The following is a 19,085-nucleotide window of genomic DNA, read 5'->3' on the forward strand; positions in this document are numbered from 1 at the left end:
ACCTAGAGACCCTGATCACCTTCAAGACCGGTAGCGGGGCGATTGAGTCTAATCCCTATCCCCACACCAAACAGCAGGCTATCCGCCCTTTGTGGGTGGGCCGCAGATCCAGATTCCACAGCCAATTTTGGGTCAGGGGGTTTAGACCTGTCCAAATCCTAGCCAACCGATTCGACAAAGTACGGAAAAGTACGGAGATAACCCAAGAAATCTTGGGAAAACTGCCGAAATCAACAGCGATCAACCGCAAGGGCGCGTCCGAAACTTCACGGAGCGAGGCATTCCGATGAGATCCCAAGGAAATAGATACACTTTCAGCAAGGGTAGATGGGCAACCGTAGAACCGGTTCGCTTTGCTGGCAACGGCTTCAGCCTTGACGCGTTGCTGTCTTATCTTTAGCCGATCAATCTGCCATTTGTCGATTGCTTTTGAGGATGAACGGGGGTTCCCCTCTATCCTGTCAAGGGAGCCTCTGTCGCTGTGTGATCGGCTGCCAAATTTCTTGTGATCTTTTTGAGCATAGGGATTGATCTGAGGTGGGTCAATGCCTGAGCAGAAGCCAAAACTATCTCCTGGGTTGGTTAAGGCGATCGATCTCCGCATTAGTCCCGATCGATGCTAATTCGGTATTGATGGGGTGCGCTGGATTTGGCGAAACTTTTCAGGATTGCGGTGACAGAATTCGTCTGAATTGAGGGGAACTATCCTGAGATCACGCTGAAGTCTTGGAGAAACCGGATCGCGATCGCGCCAGGTTCAGTCCAGAAAATCAGCCACCAGCCGTTAGCCCCCAAAAGCGAGTAGCCAGTCAAGCCCAACGCTTAACTCAAAACCCAGCCCAATCTTCAATCTCAAATTGATCTCCAAATAAAGCCCCAAATTCAACTCAGCAATCAACCTGGTGATTAACCCAGCCATCACACTGGTCAACTAACCTCACGCCTAACTCCCATTTCCAAAAATGTCTAATTGGGCGATGGGCGGCTCTGAGGCGCTGTTTAGCTCATTAGCAGTTTTTGAGTGAGTCCGAGGCCCCGTTTGGGCGGTTTTGCGCAGGCCTACGGCGATTTTCGAGTGTTTTTCAATTTGGGCCATGATTTCGCGGGCCCGGGCGATCGTGCTGGGGGGCAACCCAGCCAGGCGGGCCGCTTCGATGCCGTAGGAGCGATCGGCTCCGCCCGGTTGCACCTGATGCAAAAACACAATGCGATCGGGCAATTCTTTGACGGCCACTTGGTAGTTAGCCACGTTGTCTAACAGGGTGGCCAGTTCGTTTAGCTCGTGATAGTGAGTGGCAAAGATCGATCGCGCGCGCAGTTCGCTGGCCAAATATTCCGCCACCGACCAGGCGATCGCCAGGCCATCAAAGGTGGCCGTTCCGCGCCCAATTTCATCAAGCAAGACCAGGGATCGATCGGTGGCGTGGTTGAGAATATTGGCCGTTTCGTTCATTTCCACCATGAAGGTCGATTGCCCGGTGGCCAAGTCATCCACCGCCCCCACCCGGGTAAAGATTCGATCGCAGATTCCCAAATGGGCCGCCTGGGCTGGCACGTAGGATCCCACCTGGGCCATGAGCTGAATGAGGCCCACTTGCCGCAAATAGCAACTCTTGCCGCTGGCGTTGGGCCCCGTGAGCACCACTAAATCGGGCAAATGGGGCCCGTCGGGTAAATCGGCCTGAGGCTGATTGGCCGATGACCCAGGCGAGGGCGCAAGGGATGGATCAAAAGTGGCATGGCCAGCCGAATCAAGGGCTGGATTAAGGTCTGAACTAAGGGGTGGATTTTTTGAGCGATCGAACGGTTGATCAAAGTGTTGATCAAAGTCACGATCGACCGGATTCGGTCGGGTATTAATTGATACATCGATTGATTCGTCAATCGATGCATCGAAGGAAGCAGCCACCAGCGAACCGGACTGGCTCCCCGCCCGATCGCCCGATCGTTCATACCCCAACTGGGTCGAGTTGGGCACAAAGAACCCTTCCGGTAAGGATTGTTCAACCACCGGGTGGCGACCCTGCCGAATCTCGATCGTGCGGCCTTGATCAATCACGGGTCGGCAATAGCCCCGGGCGATCGCCAGTTCGGCAAAGTTGGTCAACACATCGATCGCCGCCACCGCCAGGGCCACCTTGCGAATTTGATCCGCCAGTTCCCCCGTGGCCGATCGCAACTCACAGAAAATTTCGTATTCCAACCGGTTCAGGTCTTCGCGGGCCGACAAAATTCGCGCTTCCCGCTCCTTCAGCTCCGGGGTGATGTAGCGCTCTTCGTTCACGAGGGTTTGCTTGCGGATGTAGTCCTCGGGCACGAGATCCGCCTTGGCCCGGGACACGCCAATGAAGTAGCCAAAGGTTTTGTTGTAGCCCACTTTTAGGGTGTTGATGCCGGTGCGTTGCCGCTCGATCGCCTCCAAGTTGGCCAGCCAGTCCCGATCGCCCGCCGATTGCTGGCGCATGGTGTCCAAGGCATGGTTTACGCTATCCCGAACCAGGCCGCCTTCGGTGACCGACAGGGGCGGCTCATCAACCAGGTGGCTGCGTAGGCGATCGCCCAGTTGCTCCAGGGACGGCGGCACTTGTTGCAACACACGGAAATAGGGCGATCGGCCCCCGCCCACCACTTGGGCCAGTTCCGGCAACCGACCCAAGGAATCCGCCAAAGCCACTAAATCGCGGGCGTTGGCTGTGCCCGCGCCGGCCCGCCCCGCCAATCGCTCCAGGTCATACATTTCCCGCAGCAGCCGTTGCAAATCCTGGCGCAAGTCGGGCTGGTCAATCAGTTCCCCGATCGCCCCTTGGCGGGCCCGAATTCCGTCCAAATCCAGCAGGGGTTGCAGCAACCAACGACGCAGGGCCCGACCGCCCATGGCCGTTACGGTGCGATCGAGCGCCCACAGTAGCGATCCGGTCAGGGTTCCATCGCGCACGGTTTGGACAATTTCCAAATTCCGGCGGGTTTGGTAATCCAGAATTAAATAGTCTGTAATTTCGTAGGTTTTGAGCAGTTGCAGCGGAATTTCGCGGGTTTGGTCTTCGGAGCTGGGATGGGTTTCCGTGAGATAGGTCAACAGCCCGCCCGCCGCCCGGGCCGCCAAGGGCCGGCGATCGCAGCCCACCCCTTCGAGCGATTGCAGCCGGAAGCGATCGAGTAACCGTTGCCTTGCTTCCGCCAGCCCAAACCGCGATTGGGGCCGCAGGGCATAGCAAAACTGGCCGGGTAACCAATCGGGAAAGTCCCGCCCCTTCAGGTGCGATCGACTCTCGCCCGGCCGCAACAGCCCCACCAGATCCAGCGCATTCACCGGCACTAACACTTCCGACGGACTCAAGCGCAACAGCTCCTGCACCAAGGGTTCTGGCTCTTCCCCTTGGGTGGCCCAAAATTCCCCGGTGGAAATGTCCGCATAGGCCAAGCCCCAATGGCGACGCTCCAGCACGATCGCCGCCAAAAAGTTATTTTTGCGGGCCGCCAACATGCCCTCTTCGAGCACCGTCCCCGGCGTGAGAATTCGGGTCACCTCCCGCCGCACCAACCCCTGAGCTTCGGCAGCATCCTGGGTTTGGTCACAGAGGGCCACCGCATAGCCCTTTTCCACCAGTTGCGCCGCATAGCGCTCGATCGCGTGGTGCGGCACACCGGCCATGGGTACGCGCCCAATATCTTTGCCGCCCTCCTTGGAAGTCAGCACCAACTCCAGCACTTCCGCGATCGTGCAAGCATCCTGGAAAAAAGTCTCGAAAAAGTCGCCCACTCGATAGAGCAATAGGGCTTGGGGATGTTGTTCTTTGACCGAGACATAGTGCTGCATCATCGGCGTGAGCTGATCGCGGTTCAGCAGCCGATAGTCAGCGTTAGGAATCTCACGCGGCGTGGCAGAGGCACTCATATGGCCAAAGGAGTCTTTCGGAGTCTTTCATAGTATCGGGCAACGGTTGGTCGTGGGGGCTTCCGCCCGCCCAGCGCAACCGTTGCAACCGACCCTGCAAACCGGTCGATCGCCTGAGCTAGCATGGCCAGGACAAGCTTGGCTCCGTTGAACCAGCCCTTGGACTCAGCCTTCGGGATGAGGCAACGATCCAAAGTAGCCATCCAAAAGCAGCCATGCACAGGAACGGCTCCAAGTCACGGTTCAAACAACAGCCAACCCCTAACCATCAGCATCAGCAAGCAGGAGGACACCACCATGGGCCGAGCGATCGAGCGAAGTTGTGTGGCAACAGCGATCGGGGTTGTGGTCTTGGGCGGTGCGCCCGCTTGGGCCCTGTCGGCCAGCCAGCGATCGGGGGATGCGGGCCCCAGCGTGGTGCGCTTGCAACGACAACTGAAAACCCTGGGTAATTACGGCGGCCCCCTTAATGGCCAGTTTGATCACGCCACGGCCGCCGCCCTAGAAGCCTTCCAGCGATCACGGGGTCTCTATACCAAGGGGGCGGTGGATATTGTGACAAAGCGATCGCTCCTGGAAGCCACGGGGGCTGATTTAACCTTGGTGGCGAATCTGCAACCGGGCGATCGGGGCCCCAGCACCAGGGAATTGCAACGGCTCCTGAATCGGTTGGGCTTTTTGGCCGCCGAACCCACTGGCAATTTCGACAGCCCCACTCGCCAAGCCCTGGAACGGTTTCAGCAATCCCTGAACCTCTCAACCACGGGTCATGTGGACTTGGCCACCATGCAGGCCCTGCGCGATCGAGCCGGAACCGACAACGGCCAAGGCACGCCAGCCCAGCCCAACCGCCCGATTTCCAGCCAACCGGCCACAGCCAGCAATGGACTGGGGCCCGGCCAACGGAGCGCCGCCGTTCGGCAACTGCAAACCCGCTTGCGCCAGTTGGGCTTTTTCACAACCACGCCCACGGGGTTCTATGGGCCAATCACCAGCCGGGCGGTGCGAGCTTTCCAACAGGCGGCGGGGTTGACCGCCACGGGCCGGGCAACACCGGAAACCCTGCGGGCGATCGAAACCCGTTTGGCGGCCCAACCGGCGAATCCCCGATCGACCAATGCCCGATCGACCAATAGGCAACCCGCCGATCGCCAAGCAGTCAGCCAGCGATCGACCCAGCCCACCCCAACCCAACCGGCCACCCCGGTCAACCCACCCGATCGCCCGTCCATGCGGCCCCTGAATCCCGATTACCAGGCCTTGAAACCTGGGGACAGCGGCGATCGGGTCAAGGCCCTGCAAGACCAGTTGCGAGCCTTGGGATTCCTCAAAGCCCGCAGCACCGGATTCTATGGCGACATCACCCAAGCGGCCGTCACCGCCTTCCAGCAATCGCGCCAACTCCCCGCCACGGGCCAAGCCAGCCCCGCCACCCTCCGGGCCCTGTTTGGGGTCTCCAGCGGTAGCCAAGCCAGCCCTAGCCCCAACTCGGCAACACCAGCCCGCGCCGTCCCTGCCTTCCAATCGCCTCGGCCCGCCGCCGCCCCGCGAGCCATTCCGAACACCAGCCCCCTGGCCCAGCGATCGCCCAGTGCCCGCAGCGATGATCGGTGGCTGATGCCGGGCGATCGAGGGGTGCGCGTCACGGCCCTGCAACAGCGCCTGGCTGCCCTTGGTCTCCTGGGGTTCGATCGGGTAAACGGAGTCTATGACAACCTCACCGCCCAGGCCGTTATCAACTTCCAGCGATCGCGACGACTCAGCCCCACCGGCATTGCTGACCTAACCACTCAGCGGGCCATGGGCCTGCTTTGAGGTGGCGCTCCCACGCGATCGGCTCATCCCCTCTCCACCTTCCTATGCAACTCCCTGACCCCCGGCCTCGCCCCCTGCCCCTCTGGCTGGAATGGACCATCGTTAGCAGCCTCGTGGCCGGAACCGTTGGCTTTGGGCAACATCACCTGGCCTCTTGGCCCCAGTTCCCTTGGCTGCCCTGGTTGGGGCCCTTGCTGGGTGCGCCCTTTGTGGGGCTGGCCCAAGGCTTCGTGCTGCGATCGCACCTGCGCCGGGGCCAAGCCTGGGCCAAGGCCAGCGCGATCGGCCTTTGGGTGGGTTTATCGGTCGGTGGTCTGATGGTCTGGTTGGGGCAGCGGTTGCCATCGGGCAATTTCTCAATTCTGCTAGCGGCCTTCCCGATCGCTGCCGCCATCCAAGGAGCCTTCCAAGCCCCCGTCCTGCGATCGCGCGTGCAACACCCCAACCGCTGGATTTTGATCTGTGCCCTGGCCTGGTTCGTGAACCTTTTCCCCATGTTGGTTTTTGGGGCCATGAGCCTGGACTGGCTCGATGGCGCAATTGTCCCCGCGAGCTACACCCTGCTGAATGGCCTCCTGAGCGGGGCGATCGTGGGGCTAATTCGGGGCGTTGGCCTCAGCCTACTGCTCTATCCCCCAGCCCCCCGGCAGCCGGCCCAATCGTCCGGATCTTGACGGGGCGATCGCCCGCAGCCAGCCGCTCAAAGCAACACATCCCAGAACAGTCCCCAGGAACAGCCCCAGAATCCTCTTGAATACTTTTTGAATACTTTCTAGAAAATTCCTAGAAAAATTTTTCTGAAACCCTTGACAAATCAAAAAACTCTTGGCATTCTACTAAAGCGTCAAACGCAAGCGGGTGTAGCTCAGTGGTAGAGCGTCACCTTGCCAAGGTGAATGTCGCGCGTTCGAATCGCGTCACCCGCTCTTTAAAAACAAAAAGCGACTGATTGGAGAAATCTAATTGGTCGCTTTTGTTTTGCGCACTTTCTTGGTGCATTGGTTCGATCCCGATCGCGATCGTCGGCAAAAACACGACCCCCGCCCCCTTCAGTTGCCAGCTCGGGCCAGGTATTCCACGACAGACACAAACAGCGCGATCGCCTAAGGGATACTCAGCAATGCCCCAAGATCATATCCAGCGCTGGATCGTAGTTTTTTGGCTTCAGCTCCAATCACCAAATCACTGATTAGAGTTCAGATACAAAATTAGCGATATCCGTATAGAAATTGAGACATTAGGCTAAAAAAGATACCCAAAAAGGAAGTTAATTGAAGTTTCTATGAAGAGCAGTTCAAGTGTCTTGAATGGCCCAAACAGATCGAATATCGTTAGCTATATACCCAGAAGAGATGTGTTTTCGGCAAAAGCTCCTGATGTCGAACTAGCAATTCAAGTTAGTCATTGCATCTTCACTTAGATAAAGCACTGGGTTTGAATTGCGCCAGTCAATTCCACCGTACCTACCAAGCCCTTTCCCTACTACTCTATCCTTGCCGGTCAATGACAATGGAACGACAAACTACCAATCTAGTTAGCTTTTGGGGTCGTGCAGTTGGCTCCGCTGCGGTTGCAGTCGTCGCTTCAGCACTGTCTGCCGCCAGCGCTCACGCTGTTACTTTTAACTTTACAAATATCACTGGCAATAGCCCAGCCAATGCCCTCTCAGGTGAGAGCCAACTGCGCCTTGATGTGACTGATAGCGGCAGCAATAAAGTGCTGTTCAAGTTCAGCAACAAGGGCCCGGCGGCATCCTCAATCACTCAGATTTATTTTGATGATGTGGATAGCTCGCGCTTCCTGAAGACCTCGGGTGTCGGCATCAACGACTCCGGTGCTGGTGTTAATTTTGACTCGTTGGACAGTGGCGGCAACTTGCCCGGCGGCAACACGGTCAAATTTGATGAAGATTTCAACTTCAAAGCCAAGTCGCCTGTGCAGCCCAGCGGCGTAAACCCAGGTGAGTGGGTTGAGTTTCTGTTTAGCCTCAATACGGGCAAAACCTTCAATAGCCTGATTGACGCGATCACGGCCGGTGCGTTTGACATTGGTTTCCACGTTCAAGGATTTGCCAACGGCGGCAGTGAGTCCTTCGTGATTGCCACCCCGACTCCCACTCCGACCCCAACCCCAACCCCGACTCCCACTCCAACCCCGACTCCCACTCCGACTCCTGAGCCTACGCCGGAACCCACTCCCACTCCGACTCCGACTCCCGAGCCGACCCCGGAACCGACTCCCACTCCGACCCCGACTCCTGAGCCTACGCCGGAACCGACTCCGACTCCCACTCCGACTCCTGAGCCTACGCCGGAACCGACTCCGACTCCCACTCCGACTCCTGAGCCTACGCCGGAACCGACTCCCACTCCTGAGCCGACCCCCGAGCCGACTCCTGAGCCTACGCCGGAACCGACCCCGACTCCCGAGCCGACCCCAGAACCGACTCCCACTCCTGAGCCTACGCCGGAACCCACTCCGACCCCGACTCCCACTCCTGAGCCGACTCCTGAGCCGACCCCGGAACCCACTCCCACTCCCGAGCCTACGCCGGAACCGACTCCGACCCCGACTCCTACTCCTGAGCCGACCCCGGAACCCACTCCGAAGTCTGTGCCGGAACCTGTGAGCGTTATGGGCTTGGTGGCTTTGGGTGCTGCGCTGCGCACCATGAAGCGCCGCCGCGACTAGACCCGATCGCCTGGATGGGTGAAACCCAGTTCTGAAACCAGTTCTGTCTAGCTAATAGTTGAAACCCCTGAGATCCTGAGCGGATTTCGGGGGCTTGTTTGTAGGCGAGGTTATTCAGTGGGAAACAGGCCGATCGGGATTCGCTACCCTGAAACTAGCCAGCCTTGAGCGAGGGCGCGGGGGTTGGTTTGAGTTCACATTCAGCGATCGGGAACGATCGGGAAGATTGCGATGTTGTTGCCCCCAGCGATTCGAGATTACGTCAAAGCCCAGTTCCCGATCGAACAGCAAGAAACCGTGCTGGGAATTTTGGTGAACTATCCCCAAGACCCGGCCGCCACAGCCCACACGGAGCAAGTGTTAATGGCGGCGCTGACCCTGGCGGGTGGCAACCTGGGACAGTTGAAGGCCTATGTGGAAGTGGCGATCGAGGATGAGGCGGAATTGCTGGGTTGGGCGGCGGCGGAAGGGATGCACCCCTAATCGGTTTTTTTGAGGGGACGCAAGTAGCCCTCGATCGCGAAGTCTTGACCCACCGATCGCCAGGTGACCCGCTCCAGGGCGATCGCGTCGCCCATTTGCGTCAGCCCCAAATCGCCCACCGGGGACGGGGCTGCCACGCCGCCGACAATTTTGGGCGCAATAAACGCCAGGATTTTTTGCACCGATCCATCGGCGATCGCCTGGGCCGACAGGGCCCCGCCACATTCCCACAACACCGATAGAAATTGCCGCTGATTCAGCACCTCGATCGCCCGGGCCGGCGACAGATCCGGCACTTCCTGCACCTCAACACCCCGATCGCGCAGCCAAGCTTGCATTTCCGGATTCGCCCCCGGCAAAGTCAACACCAAAGTTGGCGCTTCCGACGGCTCCCACAGGTGCAAAATTCGACCATCGGCCGTGGTTTGGGGCAACTCCAGTTGCCGGGTCATCACCACCCGCAGCGGATCGTGACTTTCCAGGCCGTGGCTGGTGAGCTTGGGGTTATCTCGCCGCACCGTGTTGCCCCCCACAATCACCGCATCGCAACCGGCCCGCAGGTGATGCACCTCCGCCCGGGCCCGCTCATCGGTCACCCAAGCGCTGTGGCCGTGGGTGGTGGCGATTTTGCCATCCAGGGTCATGGCATATTTCAAAATGCCCAGGGGCCGACCCTGCTGAATTCGATAAAAAAACGGCTCATTCAGCCGATCGCACGCGGCCCGTTCCACCCCCACCAGGGTTTCAATGCCCGCCGCATTCAAGGTGGTGATCCCTTGGCCCGCCACCTGGGGGTTCGGATCCACCGTTCCAATCACCACCTTGGCCACGCCCGCTGCCACCAGCGCCTTGGAACAGGGCGGCGTGCGGCCGTAGTGATTGCAGGGTTCAAGGCTGACATACACGGTGGCTCCCCGCGCCCGATCGCCCGCGGCCCGCAAGGCAAACACCTCCGCATGGGGCTGGCCCGCGCCGGGATGGAACCCTTCTCCCACCACTTCCGTACCCTGCACAATCACGCTACCCACCATTGGGTTTGGGGCCGTGCGCCCCAGGGCCTGACGCGCCAACGCTAGACAACGGCGCATCATTGCCCGATCGAACTCGGTGGCAGCGGGGGCATCGACGGCGACAAACTCAGACATAGGACGAGACAGGAGCAAGGGCGATCGCGATCGAATCCGCGATTCTTTCAACCAAATGGTATAGGCAGAGGCCCATCCACCCCCCAAAATGGCCCGATTCTGTTCTGAAGTGCCTTACCCGTCCACTGGCCGATCGGGATCGATGCCCAGGGCGCGTAACTGTTCCGCCAGGCGATCGGCCCGTTGGCGCTCCTGTTCAGCCCGTTGGCGCTCCTCCTCGGCCCGTTGGGTGGCGGCTTCGGCGCGCGATCGCTCGTTCACCAGTTGCTCGCCCAATTCCGCGTAGGTCAAAAAGGGCTGACCGTTCGGCTGAAACAGATTCAGGCCAGTTTCGGTGAATTCAAAGCGGATACCCAAGCGCGGACTCACCCAATTTTCCATGGACTCGATCGGGGTCAGCCAGGGTGTCGGTGCTGCCCCGCGCAAAAACCCGCTGAGTTCATGGCGATCGGGGTCATAGATGTAATATTCTTCGACTCCGTGGCGATCGTAAAACGTCTGTTTTTTCAGCATTTCTGCTAATCGATTGCCGGGCGACAAAATCTCAAAAACCACCTGGGGGGCGATGTTTCCTTCGCGCCATTGCCGATAGGAACCCCGATCGCCCTTAGCCACCCCAAACACGACCATCACATCGGGCGCTTGGCGGGTTTTGTTGTCGCCTTCCACGGGATACCAAAGCAGGTCGCCGGCCACAAACACTTGATCATTCTGGGCAAAAATCCAATCCAGATTGCCTTGAATGACTGTAATCCAGCGGAATTGTTGGGTGTTGTCTGCCATCGGTTGGCCGTCGCTGTCGGGATAAATCACCGCTGGAGGAGTTTGCGGATCGAGTTGAGCAATCATGGGGTGGGCCTCGCGGGTGTTGCGGTTGCGGTTTGGGCCATGGCTCCCATTATGCCCATGCGGTTTGGCTGGAGCCTCAGAAAACTCGCGGCTGATGCACCGATTCAGCGGGCATTTGTTGCACGATTTCCATAGTTTTGATGCTAATGATGCAGACGCGCTGAATCAAATCGATCGCCCGTTCTTTGTAGTCAGCGAAGCGATAAGTATTAAATAATTCGCGAATGGTGGGGTCTTTGGGGGTCTTTTCTTTGTGTTGATCTAAGACCCATTCGATCGCGCTGCGGTTGCCAAGTTTGTAGTCCCAAGCGATCGGGGGAATGCCGCTGAGGGTGGTGAGCCGATCGATTTGAATGGTTCCTTTGGTTTTGTCGGCTTTCAGTTTGGGTGGGTTGGCTTTTTCGTCGGGGGGCAGGTCGGCGCGATCGAGCGGGTAGGGTTCGATCGCCTCGTAATTGATATGCCAATCCATCAGGTCGCGGCCCCAATTTGCCCATTGCCAAAAGTCGGCATAGAGGGGCAGTCGGGGAAAGTCGCGTTTGAGGTTGATTTCGTATTTTTGCCGATAGGCGGGATGGTGCAAAACGGCGTAGGTGTAATGAAAAATATCGAGCCGTTGAATCTGTGAATCCTGATAGTTGTCGCGGAATTGTTGCAGTGCCCAATCGGTGATATTTTCGCTGCGATTGCCGTCGCGATCGTAGGTATAGAGCGGAAGATACTGTGCAGCCGTGCCAACTAAGTGTAAATCTGGAATAACATCACTGGCTGTGATCATAAATGGTGTTTGTGTTCCAGCATCTGTACAGCAAATTAACTGATTAATGCTGTCAGGAAATGGAAATGTCACCATGTTCTGATAGATTCGTCCATTGAAATGCTTGTCAAAGTAGAGATATTTTTTGATAAATGGTCGCCATGCAGATCGTCTCAAGCTAGAAGCATCAAAATGCTTGGTAATTCTGTTTAGCAAATGTCTTTCTGTTTCTGCATCCCACTTAGTATCCATCTCCAGAGGATTATTGTGTTCAAGTCTATGCATATAGGCAGCTACCATATGCGTTGATTTCTTTGTCAGCTCATCCAGAGAAAAGTCATACACCCATTCATCTCGTAATGTTTTTACTCCCATTGAAAACAGGCAGAAAATCGCATTATTTCCCCGACCCGCCTTCACTTCCTTATCAACCAGCGGCAACAACTGATCAAAATCGTTATCCGTCTGATTAATCCAGTTTTGTTTTTTGTCTGGTCGAACTCGCTCAAAATTAATGTCAGAAAATTTGGTTGCTTTCAAATAATTGAGCTTTTCAGAACGCAACGCATGAATATGAAACGGATGGCAATAGAAAAGCTTGCAGCCGTCATGATTGCCGCGTTTCTTGACTAAAAAGCCAATCACGATCCCAGTCATAGCCGAAATGCCAAAGATCGTATGCTCTTCACCGATAAAAATTCCATCACGTCCCGAGATTTCGCGGACATTGCCACCTAAGTCGAGAAAATAAGCATAATCAAATTCTTCTTGAATACACTTGCGGAATCCATCAAAGGCTTTTGAATCCAAGAATGATGAATTGGTGATAAAGCACAAAACACCTTCTGTTAGCCGATCCGATGCCCAACGATAAAACCGCACATACATATCATAAACAGCGATTTTATTTTGAGCCGTCCCCTTCTTGATGTAGGTATCCTTCAGCCGCTTATCAATTTCTTGATAGGGACGATTTGGATTGCGGAGATTAAAATTTTCCTGCCAAGCGTTATAGGGCGGATTGCCAATAATCACCGTCAAATCTTCCGCATTTTGCCGCCGAATCCGTTCCGTATTTTCCACCGAAATCGAAAACAGATCCTTTTGCTCCTCCTTCAACCCCGCATGATCCAACGTATCCAAAAAGCAAATATTGTTGAACTCCTCATACGTTCCAGTTTTCTGCTGATAGCAATATTCAATATTCAAATTCGCAATGTAGTACGGCAAAATCGCCACCTCATTGCAAAACAAATCCTCCCGATATTTTTGCTCCAGCGATCGCACCGGCAAATATTCAATCAACTCCGTGATAAACGTCCCCGTGCCCGTCGCCGGATCAAGAATCTTCACCCCTGCATCAGACAACAGCCGATCGAAATGTTTCTCCAGCAGGTAATTTGTCCCCTGGATCATGAACTTGACAATTTCCGACGGCGTGTAGACAATCCCCAGCCGATCGGCCGCCTTCGGGTTATAAGCCTTGTAGAAATTTTCGTAAACCGACTTCAGAAACTCTTGCTTCTCGCGATGATCCGCGATCGCCGCCGACTGCTGCCGAATCACCCCGTAATAGTGGTCGATCGACTTCAGCACATTTCGCCGCAACCCACCCGTAAAAAACGTATCCACCACCGATTGCACTTGCCGCGCAATGTTGTTGTCCCGGTGAAATTGCGCGTCATTAAACACATTCAGGAAAATATCCTCAGACAAAATATGCTGAATCAAAATTTCCTGCACATCAAACAGCGTAATTTGCGGATTGATCGACGTTTTGCAAGTTTCCCAAAACCGATCGCGCAACTCCAAAAAACGCTGGTTGCTGGTTTCTTCCTGGGCAATCGTTTCCCGCAAGACCTCCACAATTTGCGGCAAATCCTCCCGAAACTTCTCGATCGCCTGCCGGAATCCCTTCACCTCCGGCCGCTCATAATCTAAAAACTGATTGAGGCAACGATCCAACGCCGCCGCATCCGCCAATTCAATCCGAAATGCTTCCTCACCGCTTTGAATCAGAACCGCCGTTTCGGTGTTTTCAAATAAAATATTGTCGTCGGGATAACCCTTTTCAAATTTGGCCGCAATTTCCCGATCTAAATCGTCCTTAGTGTCTTTGGCTTCCCAATAGCCCAAATCAAACCGCAGGGCATTTTTCACCACCCCATCAAACTTGATGATGTTACCTCGGGCCGTGCGAGTCGAAATTTCCTCCACCAATCGATAGTTGCGAGGCCGGCAATAGCCATCTAACAAATTGGCAAAGGATTTTCGCAAATTGCTTTCGTTGAGCTGCCCGCCATATTGCTTGCAATCGGCCAAATCGGCATAGTAGCGATCGATTAGCAGGCGCGACATATCCCAATCTCCCAGCCAAAATGCGGACATCCCACCCGCAAAGATCCTATTTTTTTGTATCACATTTCAGGAAGCCGTAGAGATTTTGCGGATCGGATTTTTCCGCATCGATCGCTCCATTCAACAAGGCCCGATCGGGTAGGGGCGTACCGCTGTACGCCCTCCAACCGGGTCGATCGGTTGCCATGAATTGACAATTCGAGATTTCGCGTATCGGAGGGCGCATGGCGATGCGCCCCTACGGGAATTGATCGATTTTTTCCGCATCGATCGCTCCATTCAACAAGGCCCGATCGGGTAGGGGCGTACCGCTGTACGCCCTCCAACCGGGTCGATCGGTTGAGTGGTCAGAATTTTCGGTATATGGGAGAAAAATCAACCATTTCATCACAATTTAGCCTTACTTCCATCCAACCGACGGGATGATCGATTCAGTTGATCATTGACATTTAAGGATTCATATTTTCTCAGCAGTTTGATGCGATCTTAAGGATCACGCAAACTAATCACTCAGAACAAAAGTAAGCACAATGACTGTAGTAGCCGTGTTGGGCATGGGGTTAATGGGTCGGGCCGCGGCCGGGCGGCTGGCAGCAACGGGGCAGGAGGTGCTGGCTTGGAACCGATCGCCCGAGGCTCTGGAACCGTTGCAAGGGATCGATCGCCTGAACACTACGACGGACTTGGCAGCGGCGATCGCCCCGGCCGATCGGGTGGTGTTGTGGCTGGCGGATGGGGCCGCGATTCGATCGGTGCTGCTGGATCGGGCGATCGGGGCGCTGTTGGCGGACAAAACCGTGGTGCATATGGGGACGATCGCCCCCGAGGAAAGCCGGGCGATCGGCGCGGAGTTGACCGCTTTGGGCTGTGACTATTACGAAGCGCCCGTCCTGGGCAGCATTCCCGAACTGAGCGCGGGCAAGTTGCTGTTGATGGTGGGGGCCACGCCGCAACAGTTCGATCGCGATCGGGCTTGGTTGCAAACCTTTGGCCCCGAGCCGCTGTTGGTGGGGCCCGTGGGGTCGGCGGCGGCCCTGAAGTTGGCGATGAATCAGTTGATTGGGTCGCTGACGACGGCGTTTGCGGCCAGTTTGGCTCTGGTGCAGCGGGAAGGGATTGCCGTTGAGACTTTTTTGCAGATTTTGCGACCCAGCGCCCTCTACGCGCCGACCTTTGACAAGAAATTGCAACGGATGCTCGATCGGGACTTCGATCGCCCCAATTTCCCCACGAAGCATCTGCTGAAGGATCTGGACTTGTTCACCCAGGCGGCGGGGGCCCAAGGAATCGAGACGGCTCCGGTGCAGGCAGTGCGGGCGGTGGTGGAACGGGCGATCGCTCTGGGGTTGGGCAACACGGACTATTCGGCGCTGTTTGCGGCGATCGCTCCGGCGACGGAACCGGAACCTTAGGCCGATTGGGCAGCGGCGTGAATGGGCGATCGTTGGGGCGATCGTTTTTAAAATGAGCTTTGGGCTACGGCGGCCGTTGCCAACGGTCATGGTGACCGCTGTTTAGCCCTTGAAGCTTTCATCGATTCATCGTTGAATAGTTATTCTAAATTCATTACCCCCGATCGCCCACCCGATCGACCCGCCTGCTCCCATCCCCTAGACCCCAAGTTGCTGCCATGTCCTCTGTTCTGTTGAATCCTGTCGATCGCACCACCGGGCCCCGCGCCCGTCGGGTCTACATCGTCGGTGCGGGCGTGGCGGGTTTGTTGACCGCTTGGGCCATTCGCCAAACGGGCCAAACGGAACTGCCCTTAGTCATGGTCGATCGCGCCGCCACACCGGGGGCGGGTCTGACGGCGGGCAATGGGCGCAGCTTGACGGCCACCGAAGGGCTGGTGGCCGGCGGTCTCACGGCCGCGCAATTGGCCCAGGCCTTTGAAACACCTGTGGATCAGGGGGGCTATGCCTATCCGGGGTTTGTGGCTCAGGGGGCCGATCGAGCCGCGATCGGGGCATTTTTGGAGCGGGCGCGGGCCCAGGAAGCCACGGCGGCCGATCGGGAGCGGGCCATGCTGCAATTGGGGTTCCGCAATTTGCACCTCTGGCGCGAGCTGGCTGCTCAAGATCCGCACCTGGCGGCCCGCACCGGTTTGCAATTGGGGGCGAAACTGCGGGTTTATCAGGGTTCTCAAGCCGCGACCAAGGCCAACCAAGAGGTGGCGCGGCTGCACCGGGCCGCAGGCGATCGCTCCGTGGCGGCTCTGGTGTCGGTGGCGGAAGCCTTGGCCCTGAATCCCGGTTTGGCTCCTTTTTTGGGAGCGGCGGCCTTTGCGGGCCAAATCACCCGCCAACCGGGGGGCGCGATCCATGCGGGGCGACTGGTGGCGGAATTGACCGATCGGCTGAATCAAATGGGGCGGATTCAGTGGCAACTGAACACGGAAATTGCCGGAATCGATCGGGATGCCAGCGGTCAAATCCAGCAATTGCGGGCCCACCAAGGGGGCAAAGCGATCACCCTCGGCCGCGCCACCGATCGGTTCATCTTTGCCACGGGGTTTGATCCACTGCTGGAACAAAGCGGCGCGGTCAGCCAACCACTCTTCCCGATCGCGGGCACATCGATCACCTTCGCCATTCCCCGATCGGCGATCGCCCAGGGTCTGACCTTTCCCCGCCGGGCCTGGAAACAGGACGGCAGCGCCGGGCCGTTGGTGATCAGCCCCACCCTGATTCCGGCGGCGGCTTTTCTCGATTGGTTGGATCAGCAGCGGGCGCTCGATCGCCTGGCGCTGGATATGAGCGGGGAGGCCACTGATTGGATCGATCGCACCTGGGCCGCGGCCTGGGGCGATCGGCTCATTCCCCTGGATGTTTTGGATCCGCGTCGGCTCGATCGATTCCAGCCGGAAGCCCTGGGAGCCAACGCCGGAAATTGGGAAATTCGGATCGGCGGCTGCAAGTTCTATCCCGGGGTCGATCGGCCCCTCGATTTACAACACCCCGGCGCACGGTGGGCCCTGCAATCGCAACTGAGGGCGGCGGCGCAGTTCTTTCCGGAGCTGTGGGCGCTCCATGGCTCCCCCAATTTGGAGTCCGAATCCCCGGATGGGGCGGTGTTGGCGGCTCTGCAACCCTGGGTGGGGGCGCGGCCAGTCCATGCGGATGGCCAATCAACGGTGGCTCCCTGTGGCCCCAATGGGTTCGTGATTACGGGAACCGGGTCTTGGGGTTTGGCCAGCGGCCCCGGCAATGGGCAACGGGCGGCCAGTTGGCTGGCGGATTTACCCGCCGCGATCGACTCCTAAAAGATCCAGGAAATCAAGATCCAGAAAATCAAGAAACCAGCACCCAGAAATCAGTGCCCAAACCAGCGGCCCAAAATTCATGAGCCGCCCAAAACCAAAAGGCGATGGCCATTGAGACCACCGCCTTTTTGGGCTTAAAAGTTCAGGTTGAAAACCAAGGGCCGGGTCAATTACAGACCGTTCGCAAAGGTTTGGAACACGCCCGACTGCACCACGGAATAAACCGCGTAAGCGAAGGCCGCGCCGCCGATGCCACCGATCGTGAAGCCGCCAGCGAACTCACTCCAGCCTTCCTTCGTGCCCAACTCAGCGGGCACTTCGGACACGGCCACGGAGGCCAAAGGAGCCTTGGTCGTCACGTTGCCATAGACCGACAGGCACAGCGACAGAATCGTCACCAAAATAATTGCTTCAATCAAGCCCACCAAAGTGCCGTAGCTGGTGTTGCGGAATTGGCTCGTGAAGGCAAAGGGCCCAAACAGCAAATAACCATGGGCCATGCCCACTTCCAAACCACGACGAATCGGCGACAGCCCCTTGCGGTAGGCCGGCAGATTTTGAATCAAAGCCTTCGTAAAACCAGAACCGGAGATCGGAGTCACCAGATCGCCGACCTGGGGATCGCCGTTATGAGAAACCACGTCCAAAGCCATAGTTTTCCCTCTAGAGGTTAAGCGTGCAATCAGCGGGACAAAGCGTTTTCAAAACTGGTTGTTTGGATCGTGGGCCGGTGTTCTGGCTGCCCTTTGGCAGACCCAACCCAACGCCCAAACTGCGATCGCCCTTTATTTAGAAGGGCGGCACCAAGTAATCCGGATGGAACCGGTTGAATTCAATCAACAGGCCAGCGGTGAAGGTAACCCAAGCGGCTGCCAACACGGGAGCCGAGGACAAATAGCGCTGCAAGTCTTTCATGGATGGTCTCCGAATCCAGATCTCTAAAAACAGGGGAGTGGGGGTCGATCGGCCATGGCCCAGGCGGGAACGGAAACGGGGCGATCGCTGATAACAGGGAAGCGATCACCGGGTCGGTTGGTTGTGCCTCCCAGCCCCAGGCGATCGCTCACAGAATCAGTTGTTTGCCAGCAACGGAGGCTGACCGATCGAGGTCGTCATCCGATTTGTCACCATAAACCTGTGCCCTTACCGCACCCCGGTAAACCAACCGGGTTTAGCGAGGCGAAACCGTAATTTCGCTGTCTTTGGCCAACAACTTACCGCTGCTGAATTCAGCCAAGGCCGCTGCGGGCCAAGCCGCACCACCCAAGGAGCACTTCACAGCCAAAGGCACGTTGATGATGATTTCGCTTTCTTCGGGGCTGTCACCCTTCTTGACGGCTTGCAGGTACGAACGACCAGCCCAGCCAATCCAGCCAGCGATGTACAGGAAAGCCAAGCTCGGGATCGTGAATTCTGCCAGGTGAGACAGGTTGCCATCGGTGATCAAGTGAGGCAGACCCTCTTCACCGCACAGCAGCGTGGAATACTTTTCAAAACGAGCTTTCGCCTGGGGCGTGGTGGCTGCTTTGGCGCGTTGGACGAAGGCAGCGTTCTGGCCGCAGGGGGTCAGGTTAGCGTAGTAATCTGCCTTAGCCGGGGCAGCAAACCCAAACCAGAGGCAAACCGCTAGCGCAATTGCAAACAACTGACGCATAGATTGTTTCCTTTCTTTATGAAACAATACGTTTCTGTTACAAATCACGGCAATTTGTCGCGAGAACTTTGCCCGATCGCCCCGTTGGTTTGGATCCCTTTAAGGAGGAACACCAGACCGCGCAAGGCTAGGCAGAGGGCGCGTTTGAAGTCTTCGGCCGAAACCAGTTAGACTTC

15 protein-coding genes, 1 tRNA gene and 1 pseudogene are annotated in these 19,085 nt (G+C 57.1%); 8 read left to right on the forward strand and 9 right to left on the reverse strand.

Annotated features, from left to right (window positions below; all coding sequences use genetic code 11):
* Window positions 1–1,048 precede the first annotated feature (1,048 nt).
* A pseudogene (mutS, locus tag ACZA91_RS06085) lies at window positions 1,049–3,895 on the reverse strand (DNA mismatch repair protein MutS); the annotation flags it as partial.
* 297 nt (window positions 3,896–4,192) lie between these two features.
* Between mutS and ACZA91_RS06090 the strand changes: the two are divergent.
* From ACZA91_RS06090 to ACZA91_RS06115, 6 genes are all read left to right on the forward strand, one after another.
* Window positions 4,193–5,710 carry a peptidoglycan-binding domain-containing protein gene (locus ACZA91_RS06090; RefSeq protein ID WP_463185281.1) on the forward strand — a complete coding sequence of 506 codons (1,518 nt, stop codon included), beginning with the start codon at window positions 4,193–4,195 and terminating at the stop codon, window positions 5,708–5,710.
* 44 nt (window positions 5,711–5,754) lie between these two features.
* Complete coding sequence (locus ACZA91_RS06095; RefSeq protein ID WP_463185284.1) at window positions 5,755–6,384, forward strand: hypothetical protein; 630 nt, start codon at window positions 5,755–5,757, stop codon at window positions 6,382–6,384.
* Window positions 6,385–6,564: 180 nt separating this feature from the next.
* Window positions 6,565–6,636 (forward strand) — tRNA-Gly (locus ACZA91_RS06100).
* 37 nt (window positions 6,637–6,673) lie between these two features.
* Window positions 6,674–6,817, forward strand: a complete 144-nt coding sequence (locus ACZA91_RS06105) for a hypothetical protein (RefSeq protein WP_463185287.1) — start codon at window positions 6,674–6,676, stop codon at window positions 6,815–6,817.
* 585 nt (window positions 6,818–7,402) lie between these two features.
* Complete coding sequence (locus ACZA91_RS06110; protein WP_463185288.1) at window positions 7,403–8,401, forward strand: PEP-CTERM sorting domain-containing protein; 999 nt, start codon at window positions 7,403–7,405, stop codon at window positions 8,399–8,401.
* A gap of 231 nt (window positions 8,402–8,632) precedes the next feature.
* Window positions 8,633–8,884: a hypothetical protein gene (locus tag ACZA91_RS06115; RefSeq protein ID WP_099532386.1), complete on the forward strand. Its 252-nt coding sequence runs from the start codon at window positions 8,633–8,635 to the stop codon at window positions 8,882–8,884.
* Here ACZA91_RS06115 and ribD read toward each other — a convergent pair.
* The 4 genes from ribD to ACZA91_RS06135 form a co-directional block, all read right to left on the reverse strand.
* The gene (gene ribD, locus ACZA91_RS06120; RefSeq protein WP_463185291.1) at window positions 8,881–10,029 is read right to left on the reverse strand and encodes a bifunctional diaminohydroxyphosphoribosylaminopyrimidine deaminase/5-amino-6-(5-phosphoribosylamino)uracil reductase RibD; all 1,149 of its coding nucleotides are present in this window, start codon (window positions 10,027–10,029) and stop codon (window positions 8,881–8,883) included. The genes ACZA91_RS06115 and ribD overlap by 4 nt on opposite strands.
* Window positions 10,030–10,143: 114 nt before the next feature.
* Window positions 10,144–10,878, reverse strand: coding sequence for a Uma2 family endonuclease (locus ACZA91_RS06125; protein WP_463185292.1), 735 nt, complete (start codon window positions 10,876–10,878; stop codon window positions 10,144–10,146).
* 76 nt (window positions 10,879–10,954) lie between these two features.
* A complete protein-coding gene (locus ACZA91_RS06130; protein ID WP_463186395.1) occupies window positions 10,955–13,993 on the reverse strand; it encodes a type ISP restriction/modification enzyme in 3,039 nt (1,012 codons plus the stop codon).
* A gap of 46 nt (window positions 13,994–14,039) precedes the next feature.
* Complete coding sequence (locus ACZA91_RS06135) at window positions 14,040–14,180, reverse strand: hypothetical protein (protein ID WP_463185296.1); 141 nt, start codon at window positions 14,178–14,180, stop codon at window positions 14,040–14,042.
* Window positions 14,181–14,523: 343 nt separating this feature from the next.
* Here ACZA91_RS06135 and ACZA91_RS06140 point away from each other — a divergent pair, with 343 nt between their 5' ends.
* Together ACZA91_RS06140 and ACZA91_RS06145 are read left to right on the forward strand one after the other, a co-directional pair.
* Window positions 14,524–15,405, forward strand: coding sequence for an NAD(P)-dependent oxidoreductase (locus tag ACZA91_RS06140; protein ID WP_463185298.1), 882 nt, complete (start codon window positions 14,524–14,526; stop codon window positions 15,403–15,405).
* Between the two features lie 218 nt (window positions 15,406–15,623).
* On the forward strand, window positions 15,624–17,255 hold the full coding sequence (locus ACZA91_RS06145) for an FAD-dependent oxidoreductase (RefSeq protein ID WP_463185300.1): 1,632 nt from the start codon (window positions 15,624–15,626) through the stop codon (window positions 17,253–17,255).
* Between the two features lie 170 nt (window positions 17,256–17,425).
* On the opposite strand, the gene ACZA91_RS06150 is transcribed toward ACZA91_RS06145, so the two are convergent.
* The 4 genes from ACZA91_RS06150 to ACZA91_RS06165 all read right to left on the reverse strand — a co-directional run bounded on the left by ACZA91_RS06150 (window position 17,426) and on the right by ACZA91_RS06165 (window position 18,909).
* Window positions 17,426–17,908 (reverse strand): photosystem I reaction center subunit XI, encoded by a 483-nt coding sequence (locus ACZA91_RS06150; RefSeq protein ID WP_099532390.1) that lies wholly within the window; start codon window positions 17,906–17,908, stop codon window positions 17,426–17,428.
* A 136-nt stretch (window positions 17,909–18,044) separates the two neighbouring features.
* Window positions 18,045–18,170, reverse strand: coding sequence for a photosystem I reaction center subunit IX (gene psaJ / locus ACZA91_RS06155; RefSeq protein ID WP_099532391.1), 126 nt, complete (start codon window positions 18,168–18,170; stop codon window positions 18,045–18,047).
* Between the two features lie 23 nt (window positions 18,171–18,193).
* On the reverse strand, window positions 18,194–18,322 hold the full coding sequence (locus ACZA91_RS06160; protein WP_255508539.1) for a hypothetical protein: 129 nt from the start codon (window positions 18,320–18,322) through the stop codon (window positions 18,194–18,196).
* 104 nt (window positions 18,323–18,426) lie between these two features.
* Window positions 18,427–18,909, reverse strand: coding sequence for a Photosystem I reaction center subunit III (locus tag ACZA91_RS06165; RefSeq protein WP_099532392.1), 483 nt, complete (start codon window positions 18,907–18,909; stop codon window positions 18,427–18,429).
* Between the last annotated feature and the right edge of the window lie 176 nt (window positions 18,910–19,085).

Source organism: Limnothrix sp. CMB-01 (assembly GCF_055193175.1).

Coding starts and splice junctions, on each gene's coding strand:
- ACZA91_RS06130 (WP_463186395.1), bottom strand. CDS start 13,993: ATGTCGCGCCTGCTAATCGATCGCTACTATGCCGATTTGGCCGATTGC.
- ribD (WP_463185291.1), bottom strand. CDS start 10,029: ATGTCTGAGTTTGTCGCCGTCGATGCCCCCGCTGCCACCGAGTTCGAT.
- ACZA91_RS06115 (WP_099532386.1), top strand. CDS start 8,633: ATGTTGTTGCCCCCAGCGATTCGAGATTACGTCAAAGCCCAGTTCCCG.
- ACZA91_RS06150 (WP_099532390.1), bottom strand. CDS start 17,908: ATGGCTTTGGACGTGGTTTCTCATAACGGCGATCCCCAGGTCGGCGAT.
- ACZA91_RS06140 (WP_463185298.1), top strand. CDS start 14,524: ATGACTGTAGTAGCCGTGTTGGGCATGGGGTTAATGGGTCGGGCCGCG.
- ACZA91_RS06095 (WP_463185284.1), top strand. CDS start 5,755: ATGCAACTCCCTGACCCCCGGCCTCGCCCCCTGCCCCTCTGGCTGGAA.
- ACZA91_RS06090 (WP_463185281.1), top strand. CDS start 4,193: ATGGGCCGAGCGATCGAGCGAAGTTGTGTGGCAACAGCGATCGGGGTT.
- ACZA91_RS06145 (WP_463185300.1), top strand. CDS start 15,624: ATGTCCTCTGTTCTGTTGAATCCTGTCGATCGCACCACCGGGCCCCGC.
- ACZA91_RS06135 (WP_463185296.1), bottom strand. CDS start 14,180: ATGGCAACCGATCGACCCGGTTGGAGGGCGTACAGCGGTACGCCCCTA.
- psaJ (WP_099532391.1), bottom strand. CDS start 18,170: ATGAAAGACTTGCAGCGCTATTTGTCCTCGGCTCCCGTGTTGGCAGCC.
- ACZA91_RS06165 (WP_099532392.1), bottom strand. CDS start 18,909: ATGCGTCAGTTGTTTGCAATTGCGCTAGCGGTTTGCCTCTGGTTTGGG.
- ACZA91_RS06125 (WP_463185292.1), bottom strand. CDS start 10,878: ATGATTGCTCAACTCGATCCGCAAACTCCTCCAGCGGTGATTTATCCC.